This is a genomic window from Microbacterium sp. MMO-35, assembly GCF_037147555.1.
Lineage (GTDB): Bacteria > Actinomycetota > Actinomycetes > Actinomycetales > Microbacteriaceae > Microbacterium.
The window spans coordinates 295273-314773 of the sequence record NZ_JBBCVH010000004.1 but is presented as its reverse complement, the minus strand read 5'-3'; the positions used below and the strand labels follow the sequence as shown (position 1 = coordinate 314773).

Below are 19501 nucleotides of genomic sequence, written 5' to 3'. Positions count from 1 at the left end.
ACGGGGAGGTAGCGTGGAGTCCCGTGCCCGACTCCCCCGCCGCAGCATCCGTCGCGTCCGCGCTGATCCCGTGGTTCCGCGCGCACGCCAGGGATCTGCCCTGGCGCAGGGCCGACTACCTCGAGCGCTACGGCGCCTGGGGCGTGCTGGTGAGCGAGTTCATGCTCCAGCAGACCCCGGTGACGCGGGTGATCCCGCACCTGGAGGCCTGGCTCGCACGCTGGCCGGATCCGTCCTCGCTCGCATCCGCGACCGGCGCCGAGGTGCTCCAGCAGTGGGCGAACCTGGGGTACCCGCGGCGTGCGCTCTGGTTGCACGGCGCGGCGATCGCGATCCGCGATCAGCACGGCGGCTTCACGCCGCGCGAGGTGACGGAGCTGCTCGCGCTGCCCGGCATCGGCGATTACACGGCGCGTGCCGTCGCGGCGTTCGCCTTCGGGGATCGCCATCCGGTCGTCGACACCAACACACGCCGGGTGATCGCCCGGGCCGTGCACGGCAGAGCCCAGCCCGACGCGCCCGCACGGCGCGACCTGGACGACATGCTCGCGCTGCTCCCGTCCGAGCGCGACGGGGCGGCCGTCGTGAACGCCGCGACGATGGAGCTCGGCGCGACGGTGTGCACGGCCCGGAGTCCCGGCTGCGAACGCTGCCCTCTTGCGGCGCTCTGCGCCTGGCGTGCGGCCGGCTATCCCCCGAGTGAGGACCGGCGGCGCAAGCAGGCCCGCTACGAGGGCTCGGATCGGCAGGCGCGCGGCGGAGTGCTGCGCGCGCTCCGGCACGCCGACGATCATCGTCTGCCTGCGGAGGCGGTGCTCTCCGACTGGCCGGATCCGGCTCAGCGCGACCGTGCGATCGACTCGCTCATCGCGGACGGCCTGCTCGAAGCGGCCGACGGCATGCTCCTGCTCCCGCGCTGACCCCCGCGCCGGACGCCTGATGCGCCGCCGGGCGACCGGGATCGACGCGCCGCAGATCAGCCCCGCGGCGGGAGGGCACCGGAGGATCAGAGGTGCTGGTCGGTGCGATGCGCGAGCACCGTCAGCTCATGCCGCGTGCGGACGTCGAGCTTGGCGAAGATCCGTCCGCCGTGCACTTCCACGGTCCGCACCGAGACGTGGAGCGTGTGGGCGATCTCCCGGTTGGGGCGCCCGTCCGCCATCAGCAGCGCGACCTCCATCTCCCGGGCGGTGAGGATCGGATCCCAGACGGCGCGGCACACCTCCAGCGCGGGCTGCGCGCTGGAGTCCGCAGCGCCCCCGCCGACCGGGGCCCGCTCCCCCATCGCCCGCAGCCGCCGCTCGACCAGTCCGCGCCAGGCGTGCGCGCCGGCCTCCTCGAAGAGGCTCTGCGCCGCCCGCAGGTGCCGTACGCCGCGACCGAGGTCACCGCGCGCGGCGCACGTCGATCCCAGCAGCGCCTCGACCCTCGCGCGTTCGAACGGCGAGCGGACCCCGCGGCTCTCTTCGGCGACGGTCTCGAGGTCGGCGCGCCAGGACGCCTCCCGCGCCGCCCGCACGCGCTCGCGCAGGCGGCGCGCCATCGTGGTCTCCGGGGGCTCCAGGCCGCCCGAGACGCTCAGCGGACCGACCTCGTCGAGACCAGGCAGACCGAACCGCTCGGCGGGACGACCCCGGTCGTCCCAGAGCCGGAGGTGCACGGCGGCCTCGTCGCTGCGTCCCTGCAGATAAGCGCCGATGGCACGGTCCACGAAGCCGCCCGGCTCGCGTGCCCAGGGCGCTGCGGCCTCGAGGCTCTTCGACCACGCTCCGATCCGACCGTCGACCGCCAGATCGAGTCGGCGCGACAGCGACACCGCGAGACCGCCGAACGGGAACGCTACCGGCAGCCGATCGGCGGCGGAGCGCAGCAGGTCGCGCGCGATGCCGACCCTTCCGGCCCAGACGTGCAGCAGCGCCTCGGCGACGGCCCGGCGGGCACGGAGCAGCGGCCCCCGCACCGGAAGCCCCACGGCGACCTCCGGCGCGTCGCGGGGCTCCGGCTCGGCGAGAGCGCGCAGCCCGGCATCGGGGTCTCCCTGCAGTCCGGCGCACAGGGCGCGCGCGACCCGCCGGATCTCGTCGCCGTCGCCGATGGCCGTCGCCCCCGTGCCCTCGCCCGCCAGGAGTTCGCACCAGGCCCGCAGCGCGATCTGGTCCTGAGAGGCGTGCTCGGCGCGGGCGCCCGCCGCGAGCCAGGCGATACTGCGTTCATGGTCGCCGCGCTCGGCGCTGAGGGACGCCCCCAGCACCGCCGCATGGTGGAAGCCCGGCACGGCCGGGTCTCCGGGGAGCAGCCTCTCGGGACCGGGAACGGTCCCGTGCCGCAGCGCATGCGCGAGCACGAACGTCGCCCGTGCCGCATCGCGATGCCCGCCGTCGAGTCGCAGCGCTCCCTCCGCGCACTCCAGGGCGTCGACGACGCAGCCTCCGGCCAGCGCCGCGTGCGCCGCGCAGAGCAGCGCCTCGGGGAGCGCGTCCGTGCCGGACTGCGCATGCTCCACGGCCTCCGTCGCGAACGCCCAGGCGCAATCCGCCGAACCGGCTCGCAGGGCGGCGCCGGCGCGGTCCAGGAGGGGCTCGACGAGCCGCGGGTCACCGCACACCGCGCCGCGGGCACGATGCCACAGCGCGGCGAGCGGGTCGCCGGTCTCCTCGAACGCGGACGCGAGCAGCCGGTGGGCGCCGATCCGTTCGCCCGTGGTCGATGCGGCGAGCACCGAAGCCCGCAGCGCCGGATCGGAGAGACGGAACGCGCCGCCGCGCAGGCGCACGAGACGACCGAGCGGGGACGCCGCGATCCGATCCGACGATGATCCGGTGAGCAGCCCCAGCACCGGCAGCCCTCCGGCGCCGCACAGCGCGAGGGCGAGCAGCAGTCCCGGGTCGAGGTCCTGCGGGACCGCCTGTCGGCGATAGGCGTCGAACGCGGGCACGTGCGGCAACGGGTCGGGCAGTGCGCGCCACCCTCGGCGCTGCTCAGGACTCAGCGCGGCCAGCACCTCCGCGGTCAGCGCCGGCTCGACTCCGCACGCGGCGCGGACGGCGCTGTGCACATGCGGTGCGGTCCCGGCGCCGCCCCAGTCCGACCCGCGCGGAGCCGGCTCCGCCGACGGCACGGCAGGATCGGGTGCGACGCCCATCGGCGATCTCGACGGGTGAAGCGCCCCCAGGCGCGCTCGCGCCGTGCCATCCATCTCGTACAGCCCCCCGCTGTCGTCGATCGCGCGCGACACCGCGCGCGTCGTCGGATGCTAGCAAGGCGCGTTCCCCGCGCCTAAGTTCTTGAACCCTGTTGAGAATCCGGGTGCGGGTGCGGGAGATGGAACCGGGGCGCAACGCTGGAGGCCCCGGAAGCCAAGCTCCCGGGGCCTTCAGCGAATGCGGTGCGCCGCACAGCGACCGGAGTCGCGGATGACGCGGCCTAGTCCTGGGGCTCTTCCTCCTCGACCCGGTACGGGTCGGCATCGCCGGCGTAGCTGCCTGAGGCCGCGAGCTTCGCGACCTCCTCATCGCGTTCCCGCGCCTGGCGGAGCAGATCGCTGATGTGGTCGGCGTTCTCGGGCAGCGCGTCCGGGATGAACTCGAGCGTGGGCACGAGCCGCACGCCGAGCTGAGCGCCGACCTCCTTGCGCAGGAGTCCGGTCGCAGAGGTCAGCGCAGCGCCCGAGGCCACGCGCTCCTCCTCCGAGCCGAGCACGGTGTAGAACACGGAGGCGTGCTGCAGATCGCCCGTCACGCGCACGTCCGTGATCGTCACGAAGCCGAGGCGCGGATCCCGCAGCCCCTTCTCCAGCCGCTCGGCGAGGATGACGCGGATCCGGTCCGCGAGTCGTGCCTGTCGTTCTCCGGCCATGTCCCTACCCTCTCACTTCTGTTCGTCCGACGCTGATCGACGGGCGGAGCAGGATGGCATCGTGTGGCGCCCGCCGGGGCGCCCGCGAAGCGAGCCGGGCCCCCGGCCAAGGCGACACACGATGCCATCCTGCGAAACCACGAGCCGATCAGGCGCGCGGCTTCTCCACCATCTCGGTCGTCTCGATCTCGTCGCCGACCTGGATGTCGTTGTACTTGCCGAGGCCGATACCGGCCTCGAAGTCCGTGCGGACCTCGGTGACGTCGTCCTTGAAGCGGCGCAGCGACTCGATGGCGAGGCCATCGGCGATGACCACGCCGTCGCGGATGACGCGCGCCTTGGCGTTGCGCGTGATCGTGCCGGAGCGGACGATGACACCCGCGATGTTGCCGAACTTGGAGGAGCGGAACACCTCGCGGATCTCGGCGACACCCGACTGGACCTCTTCGAACTCCGGCTTGAGCATGCCCTTGAGGGAGTTCTCGATCTCGTCGATCGCGTTGTAGATGACCGAGTAGAACCGCACGTCCACGCCCTCGCGGGACGCGGCCTCGCGGGCCTTGGTGTCGGGACGGACGTTGAAGCCCACGATGATCGCGTTGTCGATCGTCGCGAGGTTCACATCGGACTCGGTGATCGCGCCCACGCCGCGGTGGATGATGCGCAGCTGCACCGAGTCGTCGACCTCGATCTTGAGCAGCGACTCCTCCAGCGCCTCGACGGCACCGGACACGTCGCCCTTGATGATGAGGTTGAGCGTCTCGACCTTGCCCTCTTCGAGTGCACGGGTGAAGTCCTCGAGCGAGATGCGCTTGCGGGCCTTGGCCAGCTGTGCGTTGCGCTCGACGGCCTCGCGCTTCTCCGCGATCTGGCGCGCCATGCGGTCTTCCTCGGTGACGATGAAGACGTCGCCGGCACGCGGGACCGAGTTCAGACCTTGCACCTGGACCGGACGGGACGGAGCCGCGGCCTCGACCGCATCGCCGTTCTCGTCGATCATGGCGCGGACGCGTCCGTACGCGGTGCCCGCGACGATCGCGTCGCCGACGCGGAGCGTTCCGGACTGGATCAGCACCGTGGCGACCGAACCGCGGCCCTTGTCGAGCTTCGCCTCGATGGCGATGCCTCGTGCGGCCTTGTTCGGGTTGGCGGTGAGGTCCAGGCCGGCGTCCGCGGTGAGCAGCACGGCGTCCAGGAGCTCCTGGATGCCCGTGTTGGCCCGTGCCGAGACGTCGACGAACATGACGTCGCCGCCGTACTCCTCGGCGACCAGACCGTACTCGGTGAGCTGCTGGCGCACCTTGGCCGGGTTGGCCTCGGGCTTGTCGACCTTGTTGACCGCGACCACGATCGGCACGTTCGCCGCCTGGGCGTGGTTGAGGGCCTCCACCGTCTGCGGCATGATGCCGTCGTCGGCGGCGACCACGAGGATGGCGATGTCGGTCACCTGGGCGCCACGGGCACGCATGGCGGTGAACGCCTCGTGACCCGGGGTGTCGATGAAGGTGATCGCACGCTCGATGCCCTCGTGCTCGGTCCACACCTGGTACGCACCGATGTGCTGCGTGATGCCGCCGGCCTCGCCCTCGATGACGTTGGTCTGGCGGATCGCGTCGAGCAGTCGGGTCTTACCGTGGTCGACGTGGCCCATGACGGTGACCACCGGAGGACGGATCTCGAGGTCGTCCTCGCTCTCCGCCTCCAGCTCGGCCTCGAGGTCGAGACCGAAGCCCTCGAGGAGCTCTTTGTCCTCGTCCTCGGGCGAGACCATCTGGATCGTGTAGCCGAGCTCGGCGCCGAGCACCTCGAACGTCGCCTCGTCCAGCGACTCGGTGGCCGTGGCCATCTCGCCGAGGTTGAAGAGGATCGTCACGAGCGTGCCGGGCTGCACGGTGTAGCCGCGCAGGGCCTCGAGCTTGTCCGCGAAGTCGGCGATCGATGCGCCACGACGCAGGCGGATGATCTCGCCGTTGCCCTTGGAGACGTTGACGCCGCCGACGACCGGCGCCGACCGCATCTCGAACTCCTGCCGCTTCGCCCGCCGCGACTTGCGCTGCTTGCTCTTGCCGCCGCCCTTGCCGAACGCGCCGGCGGTACCCCCACCGGGGCCGCGGCCGCGACCGCCACCGCCGCCGGGACGACCGGCGAAGCCGCCGGCCGGAGCGCCGCCGGGGCGCTGGAAGCCGCCCGCACCGGCACCGGCGCCGCCGGGACGGCCGGGACCGCCGGTGCGCTGCTGGAACGGAGCGCCGGGACGACCGGCACCGCCCTGACCGGGACGGCCGGGACGGCCGGCACCCTGACCGGGACGAGGCGCGCCGACGCGCGGCGAACCGGGACGCGGAGCCTGCGGACGAGGAATGTTGCCCGGGGTCGGACGCTGACCCATCCCCTGCTGGGAGGCGAACGGGTTGTTGCCCGGTCGCGGACCGGCGGGACGCTGCCCCATCCCCTGCGACGAGGCGAACGGGTTGTTGCCGGGGCGCGGGGCTCCGGGCTTGGGCGCGGCGGATCCGCCGGGCTTGGGCGCCGACGACTTCTCGGCCGCCGGAGCAGCCGGAGCCGCGGGAGCCGCCGGTGCGGCGGGAGCCGCGGGCTTCTCCGCAGCCGGCGCCGGAGCAGCCTCGGCAGGCTTGGCGGGACCCGGCTTGGGACCGGGGGTCGGCGCCTTCGGACCGGGCTTGGGCGCGCCGGCAGTCGCCGGAGTCGCCGAAGCGGAGCCGCCGGGCTTGGCCGCCGGAGACGGCGCGGGTGCGCCGCCGGCGGGCTTGTCGGCCTCGATCGCAGCACGCAGCTTGCGCGCCACCGGAGGCTCGATGGTCGATGAGGGGGACTTCACGAACTCTCCGAGCTCCTTGAGCTTCGCGAGAGCGAACTTGCTGTCGACGCCGAGTTCAGCGGCGATCTCGTGCACGCGTGGTTTACCAGCCACAATTCTCCTGTCAGGGTCGGTCCGCCCTGACAGGGCAGACCACTAGTCGCGGACGGGTCTCATTTCGAGCCGTTCACTTTGTTTCCATAGCCGTTCAGCCGTTTCTCGAGGGTCTGCATGTTCTCTGCTTCCGGGAATTCCAGCACAGGGGACACACGGAGCGCACGGGCGAAGGCGCGGCGCCGCTGAGCGACCTCCACGCACTCCGGAGTCGGATGCACCCACGCACCCCGCCCCGGCAGCACGGCCTGCTCGTCGAAGACGAGCTGACCATTCCGGATGACCACCCTGAGCAGAGCGGCGCGAGATGCACGAGCGCGGCAACCGACACACGTTCGTACGGGTTCCATCTTACACCTCGGATCTGGACCGCCGGTGCGCGACCCGGCCGGGACGCGGTCAGGAATCGAGCAGCGAGTCCGGCTGGATGTCGATCTTGGCGCCGGTGAGCTTCGCGGCCAGGCGGGCGTTCTGCCCTTCCTTGCCGATGGCGAGCGACAGCTGATAGTCGGGGACCAGGGCGCGGACGGCCTTCGTCCCCGCGTCCAGCACGAACGCGCTCGTGACCTTGGCCGGCGACAGCGCATGGGCGACGAAGGTCGCCAGATCCTGGTGGTAGTCGACGATGTCGATCTTCTCCCCCGCCAGCTCCTCGGTGACCGCACGGACACGCCGGCCCATCTCGCCGATGCAGGCGCCCTTGGCGTTGATCGCGGGATCGTTCGCCTTCACCGCGATCTTGCTGCGGTGCCCCGCCTCGCGCGCGAGCGCGACGATCTCCACCAGACCCGCGGCGATCTCCGGCACCTCGAGCGCGAAGAGCTTGCGGACGAGCCCGGGGTGCGTGCGGGAGACGGTGATCGCCGGGCCCTTCAGCCCCTTGGCTACCGACGTCACGTAGACGCGGATGCGGGTTCCGTGCGTGTACTCCTCACCGGGCACCTGCTCCTCGGGAGGGAGGATCGCCTCGACGGATCCGAGGTCCACGTGGATCATGCGCGGGTTCGGGCCCTGCTGGATGACGCCGGCGACGATGTCGCCCTCCTTGCCGCGGAACTCGCCGAGCACGGCGTCGTCGGCGATGTCGCGCAGGCGCTGGCCGATGACCTGCTTCGCGGCGAAGGCGGCGATGCGACCGAAGTCGTCGGGCGTCGAGTCCTCCTCGCCGATCACGGCCCCGTCGTCGTCGAGGACGGGCACCATCACGGCGACGTGGCCGGTCTTGCGGTCGAGCTCGACGCGCGTTCCGTCCGTGAGGGAGCCGTCGTGGGAGTCGTGCTTCGCGTACGCGGTCAGGACGGCCTGTTCGATGATCGCGATCAGCTCGTCGAAGGGGATCTCCTTCTCCCGCTCGATCGTGCGCAGCAATCCGAGATCGATATCCATGGCGGCCTCCCTGTTCAGCTCTCGTCGGCGCGCATCCGCACGCACGACATCCGTACAACGATACCCTGGCCCGGCTCCCGGCGCGATCGACGGCCGCCCGCGCGCGCCTTCGCCGCGGGGATCCACCCCCGGGCGCCGAGGTGCGCTCGCGGACAGAAGCGCAGGACTCAGCCGCGCGACGCGGAGCCGAGCCCGTTGATGGCGTCGATGAGCCGGAACAGCCCTCCGACGGCTCGCTGGTCGAGGTGCAGCGTGAGCCGAGGGAGCTCGAGCGCATCCTTGTCCGCCAGCTCCACCGGCAGCGGCCCGCTCGCCTCGATCCGCCCTGCCGCGAGCATCCATCCGAACTGCTCGTCGAGTCGAGCGATCTCCTCGGCCGTGGGGGCGTTCCGCAGCCGCAGCACGAGGACGTCGCCGACCCAGCGCAGCGAGTCGTAGTTGTGCCAGAAACCGGTGATCGCCGCGGTCGCCTCGGCGATGGAGTCGGTGATCCGCACCCGGTCGAAGTCGCCCGGCGAGATCACGCCGGTCGGCGCCAGATCCTCCTGCACGAAGCGCTCCAGACCGCGCCAGAACGTGCCGCCGGTCGCGTCCAGCAGCACGATCGGCATCGGCTCCGCCTTGCCGGTCTGCTGCAGCGTGAGCAGCTCGAACATCTCGTCCAGGGTGCCGAAGCCGCCGGGCAGGCAGATGAACCCGCGCGACTCCTTCATGAGCATCAGCTTGCGCGTGAAGAAGTACTTCATCGCGACGACGTGCTCCTGGTCGGCGACGATCGCGTTCGCCTTCTCCTCGAACGGGAGGCGGATGGACACCCCGAGCGAGCGCTCGGGGCCGGCGCCCTCCGCGGCGGCCTGCATGATCCCGGGGCCGGCGCCGGTGACGACCATCCAGCCCTCTGCGGCGAGCGCGGCCGCGACGTCCCGCGCCTGCCGGTAGAGCGGATCGTCCTGCGCCGTGCGGGCCGATCCGAACACGGTCACCTTCGGCACGCCGCGGAACGGGGCGAACAGCCGGAACGCCTCGCGCATCTCGCTGAGCGCGGCGGACGCGATCTTCAGATCGAGCCGATCCGTGCGATCCTCGCCGAGCAGCACCGCGGTCTGCAGCAGCCGCAGCACGAGGCGGCGGTCGGCATGCACCCCGGCGTCGTCGAGGACGGCGTTGATCTCGGCGCGCAGCGCCGGCGGGAGGATCTCCTCAGTCATGCCCCCAGCGTGTCACGGACGCGTGAACGCCCGGTGCTGCCGCGCCCGTCGATCGGATCCGGATCCGCATCCGCATCAGGCCCAGGGCATCGGCCGTTCCGGCAGGCGCGCGCTGTCGTCGGGCAGGTGCGGCAGCGCCTCGCCGCCGGCACGGATGCACAGCCAGCGCAGCTCGCCGGGGCTGTCCGGACGCGCACGCCAGGTCCGCGGCACGCCCTGGCCGACACGCACCACGGTGCCGGGCCCGACCTCGACGAGCTCGTCGCCGACGCCCATCTGGCCCTGTCCGGAGAGGAACACGTAGAGCTCCTCGATCCGCGAATGGGTGTGCCAGTACCCCGCCTCCTCACCGGGGAGCAGGGCGTTGGCGGTCATCCCGATGTACTGCATCGTGAGCTCGTGGTCGACGACCCGCCGGCCGTCGCGCGAGCGCCTCTCGTCGAACCCGCCGTGGAAGGCCCGCCACTCGTCCGCCCCCCCCCGATGCTCGTGACCTCGTAGTCGCTCATGCACCCTCCCCCTCGTCCGCGCCGTCACGACCGCCCTCGCCGTCGCTCCAGGTTCGCAGCCAGCCGTTCCCGTGGCGGGTGTACACGATGCGGGTGTGCCGGCGATCCACCGCCCCCTGCCAGAACTCGATCCGGCTCGGCACGATCCGCCAGAGCACCCACTCCCCCTCCGCCACTCCGGCCCGTGCGGAAGCGGGACGCGCGGCGAGGTCCGCCGCGCTCTCGCCCGCGGGGGCCTCCTGCACCGGGCCGCGCACGCGGACGGCGCGCATCACGGGCTGCCACCAGAAGTTCAGCGCGGCCGCGGGAGTCGCCTCGAGCTGGCGGCCCTTTGCCGAGGAGCGGGTTCCCGCGAATGCCCAGCCGCGCTCGTCGACGTCCTTGAGGATGAGCGTGCGCGCGTCGGGGACGCCGTCGGCATCGACCGTCGCCAGGGTCGCCGCGTGCGGCTCGGCGACACCCGCCTCGGCAGCCCCGGTGATCCAGTTCAGGAACAGCGCGAGCGGATCGCCCGTCACCGATTCGGGATGGAGCGCGGGCGGGGAGCCGGTCAGCGACGGGCGCGACCGCAACCAGGCGGCGGGCGTGGTGTGCATGCCCCCATCCTGCAGGATCCGCGCCCCGGGGCGCCTCAGCGTGCCGCGATCCGCGCCGCCGCCGCCCGGATCTCGTCGTGCGGGAGCGCGAAGCTCTCGTGGCCGTCCCGCCCCGTCATGTCCTCGGCGGCGACGAGGGAGTTCCAGACCGCCTCGTCGACGGCCTGCACCGCGGCCGTGAGGAACGGATCCATCCGCCCCCAGGGCACGAAGCGCAGCTCCTCGTACCCGGCCGGCTCGTCCGCGGGGAACGCCGAGCTCAGCGCACCGGAGTTGGCCGTCGACAGCGCCAGCACGATGTCGCCGGAGAAATGGCTGCCCGCGGTTCCGCTGCGACCGAGTCCCAGTGCGCCGCGGCGGGCGAGCGCCGCGCACTGCCCCGGCAGCAGCGGTGCATTCGTGACGATCACGACGATCGCGGACCCGGCTCCGCTCGCGGCCCGCCCTCGGGCGCGGTCCTCGGCGAACCAGTCGGTGTCGTCCATCGGGTTCGGTGCCGCGGTCCGCTGCCCGAGCGGGATGCCGCCCAGGCGCAGTTCCGATCGGGAGCCGAAGTTCGCCTGGACCAGCGCGGCGACGACGTACTCGTCCTCCCCGTGCCGGACGACCCGGGAGGCCGTGCCCGTGCCGCCCTTGAAGCCGTAGCAGTTCATCCCGGTTCCGCCGCCGACGCTCCCCTCCCGGACCGGTCCGGCCTTCGCCGCATCCAGCGCCTCGGCCGCGTGCTCGGGACGCACGTGACCGCCGTTGATGTCGTTGAGGTACCCGTCCCAGGTCTCCCCCACGACCGGCAGCAGCCACTGCGCCGCGAGGTCGGGACGGGTCGCGGCGAGCCAGGCGTCGACACCGGCGTGCACGGCTCCCACCGCGTGCGAGTTGGTGATCGCGATCGGCAGGGCGAGGGATCCGGATTCGTCGATCCAGCTGCGCCCCGTGAGCTCCCCGTTGCCGTTGAACGAGTGCACCGCGGCCGCGCACGCGTCGCCCACGCCGGCGCGTCCGCGCGGCAGGATCGCGGTCACCCCGGAGCGCACGGCGTGGGCGCCCTCCCCCGTCACGAGCGTCGTGAAGCCGACCTCGAGGCCGGGGACATCGGTGATCGCGTCGAGCGCACCGGGTTCGCCGTCGAAGACGATGCCGAGGTCGCGGGCGCGCGGGCGCCGTTCCCGCTGCTGCGAGGAGGGACGTGACGTCATCATTGTTCCGATCTACTCTGAACGATTGTTCAGAAGTTTACGATAGATCCTTCTCATTTGCTTGACAGGATCGAGTTAACCCTCTTGAATCACTGTTCAAGCGCCGCGGCTGTCCCGATGCTACGGCGGATCCCACCAGGAGCCGATGATGTCTCGACCGTCCCCCGCCGATTCTTCGACCGCCGCCCCGCCGGACCCCGCGCTGACCGGCGGCACCGCACTCGCCCGCCGCCGCCTCGGCGTCTGGGCGATCGTCTTCTTCGTGATCTCCGCCGCGGCTCCGCTCACGGTGGTCGCCAGTGCCGCCCCCACCGACTTCCGCCTCGCCGGGATCGGCGGCCCCGGCGCGATGCTCGCCTCGGGCGTCGTCCTGATGCTGTTCGCGGTCGGCTTCACCGCGATGTCCCGGTACGTGCGCAACGCGGGAGCGTTCTACATCTACGGGGCGAAGGGTCTCGGCAAGCCGGTGGGGATCGGGATCGTGTTCGTCACGATCTTCTCCTATGCCGCCCTCTGCATCTGCTTCTACGGCTTCGTCGGGTTCTTCGGCGAGATGACCTTCGACGCGCTTTTCGGGATCAAGCTGCCCTGGACCGTCTACGCGCTCATCGCCTTCCTCGCCGTCGGCATCCTCGGCTACCGCAAGATCGACGTGGGGGCGAAGGTGCTCGCCGTGCTGCTCACCGCCGAGGTCGCGATCCTGCTGGTCCTCGCCATCGGCGTGCTCGCCCAGGGCGGGCCCGAGCCGATCTCGTTCGCCGCCTTCGCCCCGCAGAACGTGTTCTTCGCCGCGGGCAGCGGCGCGCTGTTCGTGTTCGGATTCGGCGCCTACCTGGGCTTCGAGAGCACGGCGATCTACACGGAGGAGGCGATCCGGCCGGCCCGCACGGTGCCGATGGCGACCTACATCGCGATAGCGTTCCTGGGCGTCTTCTACGCCTTCACGTTCTGGATCCTCACGGTCGCCTTCGGCGTCGACGGCGTGCTCAAGCTCGCTCAGCAGGACACCTTCCAGGACATGGTCTTCGATGCGGGCGAGCAGTACCTGGGTCTCTGGGCGTCGATCACGATGCGGATCCTCATCGTGACGAGCTTCTTCGCCTGCCTGCTCGCATTCCACAACGCCTGCACGCGCTATCTGTTCTCGATCGGACGCGAGCGCCTGCTGCCCGGCTGGCTCGCCCGCACCCAGATCAAGACCCAGGCGCCGCACCATGCCAGCCTCGTGATGAGCATCATCTCGCTCGCCGCGATCGTCATCACGCTCGCCACCGGCGCCGACCCGTTCCTCGGCTTCGCCCTGCCCGTCTACTCCGTCGGCGTGGCCGGCCTCGTGTTCGCGCAGGCGGTCGCCGCGATCGCCGTCGTGGGCTTCTTCCTGCGCGACCGTCGAGGACACAGCGTCTGGCGCGTGCTCGTCGCCCCGGCCCTCGGCGCGCTCGGCCTCATCGTCGGATGGATCCTCATCGCGACGAACTTCAGCCTCGTCTCCGGGGTGGAGGGGCCGATCAACCTGGCACTGCTCGCCCCGACACCCGTCCTGTTCCTCGCGGGGATCGTGATCGGGTTCGTGCTCAGGGCCCGCAACCCCCGGCACTATGCTGAGCTGACCACCGTGGTCGTCGACGACGAGGGCTGAGCCCACGGCCGCCGCATCCGGACACGGCGACCCGGTCACCACGCAGGAAGGGGTCGCCGTGCCGGCACCGCACAAGCACAGCGCACGGCGCGCCGAGCTGATCTCCGCGACCCGCCGCGTCGCGGGGCGCAGCGGGTTGAACGCCACCAATGTGCGCGCCGTCGCCGCCGAGGCCTCGGTGAGCGCCGGCAGCGTGCTCTACTACTTCCCGAGCTTCGACGACCTCATGTATGCGACCGTCGAGGGCGTGCTCGAGGAGATGTACGAGCATCGCCGCACGATCGCCGAGCAGGAGCCGGATCCGATCCGGCGGCTCGCGAAGCTCGTCGAGGCCGGCGTTCCCGACGAGATCAGCGACCACCTGCGCATGGCCTACGAGAGCATCCCGCTGCTGCGGGAGCAGCCGCAGTACCGACCGCTGCATCGCTCGATCGTGGAGCGCCAGGTGGGCCTGTACCGGTCCACGATCGAGATCGGGGCGGCGCTCGGCGTCTTCCGGCCCGCCGCGGACCTCACGGTGATCGCACGCAACATCGTCGCGCTCGAGGACGCCTACGATCTGTATCCGCTGATCGGGCTCGACCTCGGCGCCCCGACCTACCGCGCGAACATCCTGTCCTACGCCTCCCTCGCGCTCGGCTGCGCCTTCGACGCGCAGGAGTGACCCGCACGGACGCCGAAGGCCCCGCGACCCTGGCGGGTCGCGGGGCCTTCGCGGTGCCTGTGCGTGGGTCAGCGCGCGGTGAGCGTCTGCAGTGCGTCGGCGAGGGGGATCGTGTCGCGCTCGCCGCTGCGGCGGTCCCACAGCTCCACCTGGCCCTCGGCGGCACCGCGTCCGACGACGAGAACGCGCGGGACGCCCACGAGCTCGGCGTCGCCGAACTTGACCCCGGGCGAGACCTTGGGGCGGTCGTCGTAGAGCACGTCGAGCCCCGCGGCCTCGAGCTGGGCCGCGGCGTCCGCGGCGACGTCGAAGGCGACCTGGTCGCGACCCGCGGCCACCACGTGCACGTCGAACGGCGCCACGGAGGCGGGCCAGATGAGCCCCTTCTCGTCGTTGTTGAGCTCGGCGATGATCGCGAGGATGCGCGTCACGCCGATGCCGTAGGAGCCCATGGTGACGGTCACGAGCTTCCCGTTCTCGTCGAGCACCTTGAGGCCCAGCGCTTCGGCGTACTTGCGGCCGAGCTGGAAGACGTGGCCGATCTCCATGCCCCGGGCGAGATGCACGGGACCGGATCCGTCCGGCGCGGGGTCGCCCTCGCGCACGTTCGCGATCTCGACCACGCCGTCGGAGGCGAAGTCGCGCCCGGCGACCACGGAGTGGGCGTGCTTCTGATCGATGTTCGCGCCGGTGATCCAGCTCGTGCCCTCGACGACGCGGGGGTCGAGGAGGTACCGGATCCCGGTCGCGGACTCCTCGCCCAGGATCGCGCCGGTGGGCGACCACGGGCCGATGTAGCCCTTGACCAGCAGCGGGTGCTTCTCGAAGTCATCCGCCGTCGCCGGCTCCACTTCGGCCGGAGCGAAGGCCACCTCGGCGCGCTTCTCGTCGACCTCGCGGTCGCCGGGGAGACCGACCACGACGAGCTCGCGAGTGCCGTCGAGGTGGGTGAGGGCGAGCACGACGTTCTTCAGCGTGTCCGCCGCGGTGTACTCGCCGTCCAGCGCCGCATTCGCGTGCGCCACCAGGGTCTCGATGGTGGGAGTGTTCGGCGAATCGAAGATCACCGGGGTGCCGTCGACGTCGAACGGCACGGGAGCGGGGACCGCCGTCGTGTACGCCTCCACGTTGGCCGCGTAACCGCCCGCGGAGCGCACGAACGTGTCCTCGCCGACGGGAGTCGGGTGCAGGAACTCCTCGCTGCGGGACCCGCCCATCGCGCCGGCGTCGGCCTGCACGATGACGTATTCGAGTCCGAGGCGCTGGAAGATGCGCTCATAGGCGTCCCGCTGTGCCTGATAGCTTGCGTCGAGTCCGGCGTCGGACGAGTCGAAGGAGTAGGCGTCCTTCATCGTGAACTCGCGACCGCGCAGCAGGCCGGCGCGGGGGCGCGCCTCGTCACGGTACTTGTCCTGGATCTGGTAGATCGTCAGCGGCAGGTCCTTGTACGAGGAGTACAGGTCCTTCACGAGCAGGGTGAACGCCTCCTCGTGCGTCGGCGCGAGCAGATAGTCGCCGCCCTTGCGGTCGTTCAGGCGGAACAGCAGGTCGCCGTACTCCTCCCAGCGGCCGGTCGCCTCGTATGCCTCGCGGGGCATGAGAGCCGGGAAGTGCACCTCCTGTGCGCCCGCGGCGGACATCTCCTCGCGGACGATGGTCTCGATCCTCGCCTTCACCCGCAACCCGAGCGGCAGCCAGGCGAAGATGCCTGCGGCCTGCGGTCGGATGTACCCGGCGCGGATCAGCAGCTTGTGGCTCGCGACCTCGGCGCCGGCCGGGTCTTCGCGAAGCGTGCGGAGGAAGAAGTTCGAGAGACGAGTCACCACGCCCACAAGTCTAGTGACGGCGATCGCCCCGCCCGTGCGGGGTGCGCGGGCGGGGCGATCGGAGGGGACGCGCTGTCGAGCGGCGCGCACTGGTCAGTTCAGGGCGCGGGTGCTCGCCGGGATGACGCCTCCGGCGTAGATCTCGGCGGCGTTGTCCTGCAGCGCCGTCAGAGCCACGCGCTGCGGCAGCGGCCCGTAGGAGATGCGGGCGGCGCCCAGCGCCTCGTACTCGGTCGAGGTGAGCGCTCCGGGCAGGCCGATCACGCTGACCTTCCCGTGCCCGATCCCCTCGACGAGCGCGCGGGTGGTGTCGGCATCGAGGATGCCCGGCACGAAGACCGCGGTCGCGCCGGCGTCGAGGAAGGCCCGGCCGCGCTCGATCGCGTCGGCGAGGGACTCCTCCACCGGACGACCGCCGCCGCGGACGAAGGCGTCGGTGCGCGCGTTGAGCACGAACGGCACGCCCTCCGCCTCACCGGCGCGGATCATCGCCTCGACGTTCGCAGCGGCCTCGGTGAGGGGACGCAGCCGGTCCTCGACGTTGGCGCCGACGACGCCCGCGCCGATCGCGAGGCGCACGGTCTCCCCTGCGTCGCCGTAACCGTCGTCAAGGTCGGCGGTCACGGGGAGCTCGACGGCGGCGGCGATGCGACCGACCATGTCGAGCATGAGCTCGCGCGGGATCGCGCCGTCGGCGTAGCCGTAGGACGAGGCGATGGAATGGCCGGCCGTGGCGATGGCCGTGGTCTCGGGCAGGGCGGCGATCGCCTGCGCGGACACGACGTCCCATACGTTCACGACGCGGAGGATCTCGGGTGCCGCATAGAGCGCGGCGAGGGTGCGGGCCTTGTCAGCGGTGCTGGTCATGGACACCACGCTAACGCCCGTCTCGGACGCACAGGGCGGCTTAGGCTGAACCCATGCCTCAGCGCCGATCGCACGTCGCCCCCTCCGCCGCGCAGTCGGAGCTCGCCACGGCGCTCGCGGCCCTGCGCACCGAGATCGACGCGCCCCCCGAGTTCTCGCCCGAGGCGCTTGCGGAGGCCGCCTCTGCGACGGCACCGACGCCTGACCTGGATCTGCGCGACATCGCCTTCGCGACGCTGGATCCGGCGGGATCCATGGACCTCGACCAGGCGTTCCAGCTGGAGCGGAACGGGTCCGGATACACGGTGCGCTACGCGATCGCCGACGTGCCGTCGTTCGTCGCGCCCGGCGGCGCCCTCGATCTCGCCGCGCGTGCCCGCGGCGAGACCCTGTACGCGGCGGACGGCACGATCCCGCTGCACCCGCCCGTGCTCAGCGAAGACCATGCCTCGTTGCTGCCCGACCAGGACCGGCCGGCGCTGGTGTGGACCTTCACCCTGGACGCGGACGGATCCGCCACCGGCACGCGCCTCGAGCGTGCTCTCATCCGCTCGCGGGCGAAGCTCGACTACGCCTCGGTGCAGTCCGACCTCGACGCCGGACGGGACTCTCCGGCGGCGCTGCTGCCGGAGATCGGGCGCCTGCGCCTGGAGCAGGAGGCGCAGCGGGGAGGCGCGAGCCTGAATCTGCCCGACGAGGAGGTCGTGCGCCACGACGACGGCTCCTACGCGATCGAGCGCCGCACGCCGCTTCCCGTGGAGGACTGGAACGCGCAGCTCTCGCTCCTGACCGGGATGGCCGCGGCGCAGCTCATGCTCGAGGCGAAGGTCGGGATCCTGCGCACGATGCCGCAGCCCGATGACGCCGCCTTCGAGACCTTCCGCCGGCAGACGACGGTGCTCGGCACGCCGTGGACGACGGGCCGCTACGGCGACTATCTGCGCGGCCTCGACCGGGACGATCCGCGCACCCTGCCGATCCTGGAGGCGGCTTCCGCCCTCTTCCGCGGCGCCGGGTACGTCGCCTTCGACGGAGCGGCCCCCGCGGAGACCGTGCAGGCGGCCATCGGCGCCCCTTACGCGCATGCCACCGCCCCGCTGCGGCGACTCGTCGACCGGTGGTCGCTGACGATCTCGCTCGCCGTGAGCCGCGGCGAGGAGATTCCGGGGTGGGTGCGGGAGAGCCTCCCACTCGTGCCGGATCTCATGAGGGCCTCGGCGCAGCGCTCGTCGACGCTGAACGCGCGCACCCTCGACCTCGTGGAGGCGGCGCTGCTCGCCTCCCACGTCGGGGAGACGTTCGACGCGGTGGTGATCCGCCGCAACGACGCACGCGGGACGGTGCAGATCGAGGAGCCGCCCGTCACGGCCTCGGTGGCGCTGCCCGAGACGGCCGCTGCGGGGTCGACCGTCCGGCTCTCGCTCGGTGCGGTCGATGTCGCGAAGGGACAGGTCTCCTTTGCCGTCGTCTGACCGCCCCGCCGACGCCCTCTCCGCGTGGATCCGCGACCGCGCGCGCCCGCTGCGCACGCTCGATCCGGACGACGTCGACGATTCCGACCTCGAACCGCTGCTCAAGATCGTCGGGGATGCGCGCGTCGTCGCGCTCGGCGAGTCGATGCACCGCGTGCACGAGTTCTTCGCCCTGCGCGACCGGATGTTCCGCTTCCTGCACCGGCGCGCCGGCTTCACGGCGTTCGTGACGGAGAGCGGGCTCCCGGAAGGGCGTCACGTCGACGACTGGATCCGCATAGGTCGCGGCGGCCTTCGGGACGCGCTGCGGGACGGGGTCTCCTACCGCTTCGGCGCCTGTCAGGAGATGCTGGATCAGCTCACCTGGATGCGCGAGCGCGCCGCGACCGCGCGTTCGATCCCGCGCTGGTACGGCATGGACCTGCCCGACTCCTCGGCGAGCGCGCTGCCCGGCGTGCAGGCCGCGCTGGAGCTGCTCGACGTCGTCGATGCGCACTATGCGGCGCATGTGCGGGCGACTCTGCTCCCCCGGTTCGGATATCTCCCCGCCGACCGCACCGGGCTGGCGCAGGCGGCGCCGACGATCCAGGCGTATCTGGCGCTGCCCGCAGCCGAGCGCGCCGCCCTCACCGTCGGCATCGCCGATCTCGCGGCTCGGATCCGCGCTCGCCGTCGTGAGCAGGTCGCCGCGCTGGGCGGCGGCGCCGAGGCCGAGGCGCGGGTGGACTTCGCGATCCACGCGGCGGAGAGCGCCCGCGCGGCCGATGCGTTCCTGCAGGCCATGACCGCCGGCCCCACCCGCTCCTGGCCCGCCGCGAACATCCGCGACGCATGGATGGCCGACGCCGTGGAGGGGATCCTGCAGCGCGAGCCCCGCATCCTCGTCGCCGCCGCCAACGGGCACGTGCAGCGCACGGCGTTCTCGGCTCCCCCGTTCGTCCCGGACCCGATGACGACGATGGGCGGGCACCTCGCCGACCGGCTCGGCGGCGACCTCGTCGTGATCGGCACCCTGTTCGGCGGCGGAGAGCAGTGGCTGCACCGCCCCGCTCCCGCCGACCCACCGGGCCACTCCCGCCCGTTCGTGTCCGCGCTCGCTCCCCTGGATCCTGCGAGTCTCGACGCCGCCGTCGAGCGCTCCGGGATCGGCGACGCGATCGTGGACCTGCGAAGTGCGCCGCCGACGGTGTCCGCGGCGCTCGATGCCACGACGGGGTGGCACAACGGCGACGTGGTCCAGCCGGGCCGAGCCCGCGACGCCTTCGACGCGGTGACCTTCGTCCGCTCGGTATCGCCGTGGCAGACCTGGATCGACGAGCGGGGCCTGGATCGGCGGTGAGGACGTCTCACC

16 protein-coding genes are annotated in these 19501 nt (G+C 72.0%); 5 read left to right on the top strand and 11 right to left on the bottom strand.

The window, feature by feature from the left end:
- Window positions 1-23 precede the first annotated feature (23 nt).
- Window positions 24-920: an A/G-specific adenine glycosylase gene (locus tag WFJ01_RS11120; RefSeq protein ID WP_336629031.1), complete on the top strand. Its 897-nt coding sequence runs from the start codon at window positions 24-26 to the stop codon at window positions 918-920.
- 86 nt (window positions 921-1006) lie between these two features.
- On the opposite strand, the gene WFJ01_RS11115 is transcribed toward WFJ01_RS11120, so the two are convergent.
- From WFJ01_RS11115 to WFJ01_RS11075, 9 genes are all read right to left on the bottom strand, one after another.
- Window positions 1007-3142 carry a LuxR C-terminal-related transcriptional regulator gene (locus WFJ01_RS11115; RefSeq protein WP_336629030.1) on the bottom strand — a complete coding sequence of 712 codons (2136 nt, stop codon included), beginning with the start codon at window positions 3140-3142 and terminating at the stop codon, window positions 1007-1009.
- 281 nt (window positions 3143-3423) lie between these two features.
- Window positions 3424-3855, bottom strand: coding sequence for a 30S ribosome-binding factor RbfA (rbfA, locus tag WFJ01_RS11110; RefSeq protein ID WP_251444614.1), 432 nt, complete (start codon window positions 3853-3855; stop codon window positions 3424-3426).
- A 148-nt stretch (window positions 3856-4003) separates the two neighbouring features.
- Window positions 4004-6787, bottom strand: a complete 2784-nt coding sequence (infB, locus tag WFJ01_RS11105; RefSeq protein ID WP_251444616.1) for a translation initiation factor IF-2 — start codon at window positions 6785-6787, stop codon at window positions 4004-4006.
- A 59-nt stretch (window positions 6788-6846) separates the two neighbouring features.
- Window positions 6847-7137 (bottom strand): YlxR family protein, encoded by a 291-nt coding sequence (locus WFJ01_RS11100; protein ID WP_251444618.1) that lies wholly within the window; start codon window positions 7135-7137, stop codon window positions 6847-6849.
- A gap of 49 nt (window positions 7138-7186) precedes the next feature.
- Window positions 7187-8173 (bottom strand): transcription termination factor NusA, encoded by a 987-nt coding sequence (nusA, locus tag WFJ01_RS11095; protein ID WP_292880952.1) that lies wholly within the window; start codon window positions 8171-8173, stop codon window positions 7187-7189.
- A gap of 167 nt (window positions 8174-8340) precedes the next feature.
- Entirely contained in the window at window positions 8341-9381 is a 1041-nt protein-coding gene (locus tag WFJ01_RS11090; RefSeq protein WP_292880955.1) for a TIGR00730 family Rossman fold protein, read from the bottom strand.
- 75 nt (window positions 9382-9456) lie between these two features.
- On the bottom strand, window positions 9457-9771 hold the full coding sequence (locus WFJ01_RS11085; RefSeq protein WP_336629029.1) for a cupin domain-containing protein: 315 nt from the start codon (window positions 9769-9771) through the stop codon (window positions 9457-9459).
- Window positions 9772-9886: 115 nt separating this feature from the next.
- Window positions 9887-10486, bottom strand: coding sequence for a pyridoxine/pyridoxamine 5'-phosphate oxidase (locus WFJ01_RS11080; RefSeq protein ID WP_292880961.1), 600 nt, complete (start codon window positions 10484-10486; stop codon window positions 9887-9889).
- 35 nt (window positions 10487-10521) lie between these two features.
- Window positions 10522-11682: a DmpA family aminopeptidase gene (locus WFJ01_RS11075; RefSeq protein ID WP_336629028.1), complete on the bottom strand. Its 1161-nt coding sequence runs from the start codon at window positions 11680-11682 to the stop codon at window positions 10522-10524.
- Window positions 11683-11830: 148 nt separating this feature from the next.
- On the opposite strand from WFJ01_RS11075, the gene WFJ01_RS11070 reads away from it, so the two are divergent.
- Window positions 11831-13321, top strand: a complete 1491-nt coding sequence (locus tag WFJ01_RS11070; protein WP_295034766.1) for an APC family permease — start codon at window positions 11831-11833, stop codon at window positions 13319-13321.
- Window positions 13322-13379: 58 nt separating this feature from the next.
- Entirely contained in the window at window positions 13380-13985 is a 606-nt protein-coding gene (locus WFJ01_RS11065) for a TetR family transcriptional regulator (protein WP_251444632.1), read from the top strand.
- Between the two features lie 68 nt (window positions 13986-14053).
- On the opposite strand, the gene WFJ01_RS11060 is transcribed toward WFJ01_RS11065, so the two are convergent.
- Window positions 14054-15811 carry a proline--tRNA ligase gene (locus tag WFJ01_RS11060; protein ID WP_336629027.1) on the bottom strand — a complete coding sequence of 586 codons (1758 nt, stop codon included), beginning with the start codon at window positions 15809-15811 and terminating at the stop codon, window positions 14054-14056.
- A gap of 93 nt (window positions 15812-15904) precedes the next feature.
- Complete coding sequence (locus tag WFJ01_RS11055) at window positions 15905-16678, bottom strand: isocitrate lyase/PEP mutase family protein (RefSeq protein WP_251444636.1); 774 nt, start codon at window positions 16676-16678, stop codon at window positions 15905-15907.
- A gap of 53 nt (window positions 16679-16731) precedes the next feature.
- Between WFJ01_RS11055 and WFJ01_RS11050 the strand changes: the two genes are divergently transcribed.
- Both WFJ01_RS11050 and WFJ01_RS11045 read left to right on the top strand, forming a co-directional pair.
- Window positions 16732-18150, top strand: coding sequence for an RNB domain-containing ribonuclease (locus WFJ01_RS11050; RefSeq protein ID WP_336629026.1), 1419 nt, complete (start codon window positions 16732-16734; stop codon window positions 18148-18150).
- Window positions 18137-19489 (top strand): erythromycin esterase family protein, encoded by a 1353-nt coding sequence (locus WFJ01_RS11045; RefSeq protein WP_336629025.1) that lies wholly within the window; start codon window positions 18137-18139, stop codon window positions 19487-19489. Before WFJ01_RS11050 ends, WFJ01_RS11045 begins: the two co-directional genes overlap by 14 nt.
- The last annotated feature ends 12 nt before the right edge of the window (window positions 19490-19501 follow it).

What these genes read in the sequence shown, in the direction of transcription:
- nusA (WP_292880952.1), bottom strand. Translation starts at nt 8,173, where the DNA reads ATGGATATCGATCTCGGATTGCTGCGCACGATCGAGCGGGAGAAGGAG.
- WFJ01_RS11090 (WP_292880955.1), bottom strand. Translation starts at nt 9,381, where the DNA reads ATGACTGAGGAGATCCTCCCGCCGGCGCTGCGCGCCGAGATCAACGCC.
- WFJ01_RS11085 (WP_336629029.1), bottom strand. Translation starts at nt 9,771, where the DNA reads ATGCAGTACATCGGGATGACCGCCAACGCCCTGCTCCCCGGTGAGGAG.
- rbfA (WP_251444614.1), bottom strand. Translation starts at nt 3,855, where the DNA reads ATGGCCGGAGAACGACAGGCACGACTCGCGGACCGGATCCGCGTCATC.
- WFJ01_RS11075 (WP_336629028.1), bottom strand. Translation starts at nt 11,682, where the DNA reads ATGACGTCACGTCCCTCCTCGCAGCAGCGGGAACGGCGCCCGCGCGCC.
- WFJ01_RS11080 (WP_292880961.1), bottom strand. Translation starts at nt 10,486, where the DNA reads ATGCACACCACGCCCGCCGCCTGGTTGCGGTCGCGCCCGTCGCTGACC.
- WFJ01_RS11055 (WP_251444636.1), bottom strand. Translation starts at nt 16,678, where the DNA reads ATGACCAGCACCGCTGACAAGGCCCGCACCCTCGCCGCGCTCTATGCG.
- WFJ01_RS11100 (WP_251444618.1), bottom strand. Translation starts at nt 7,137, where the DNA reads ATGGAACCCGTACGAACGTGTGTCGGTTGCCGCGCTCGTGCATCTCGC.
- WFJ01_RS11050 (WP_336629026.1), top strand. Translation starts at nt 16,732, where the DNA reads ATGCCTCAGCGCCGATCGCACGTCGCCCCCTCCGCCGCGCAGTCGGAG.
- WFJ01_RS11070 (WP_295034766.1), top strand. Translation starts at nt 11,831, where the DNA reads ATGTCTCGACCGTCCCCCGCCGATTCTTCGACCGCCGCCCCGCCGGAC.
- WFJ01_RS11115 (WP_336629030.1), bottom strand. Translation starts at nt 3,142, where the DNA reads ATGGGCGTCGCACCCGATCCTGCCGTGCCGTCGGCGGAGCCGGCTCCG.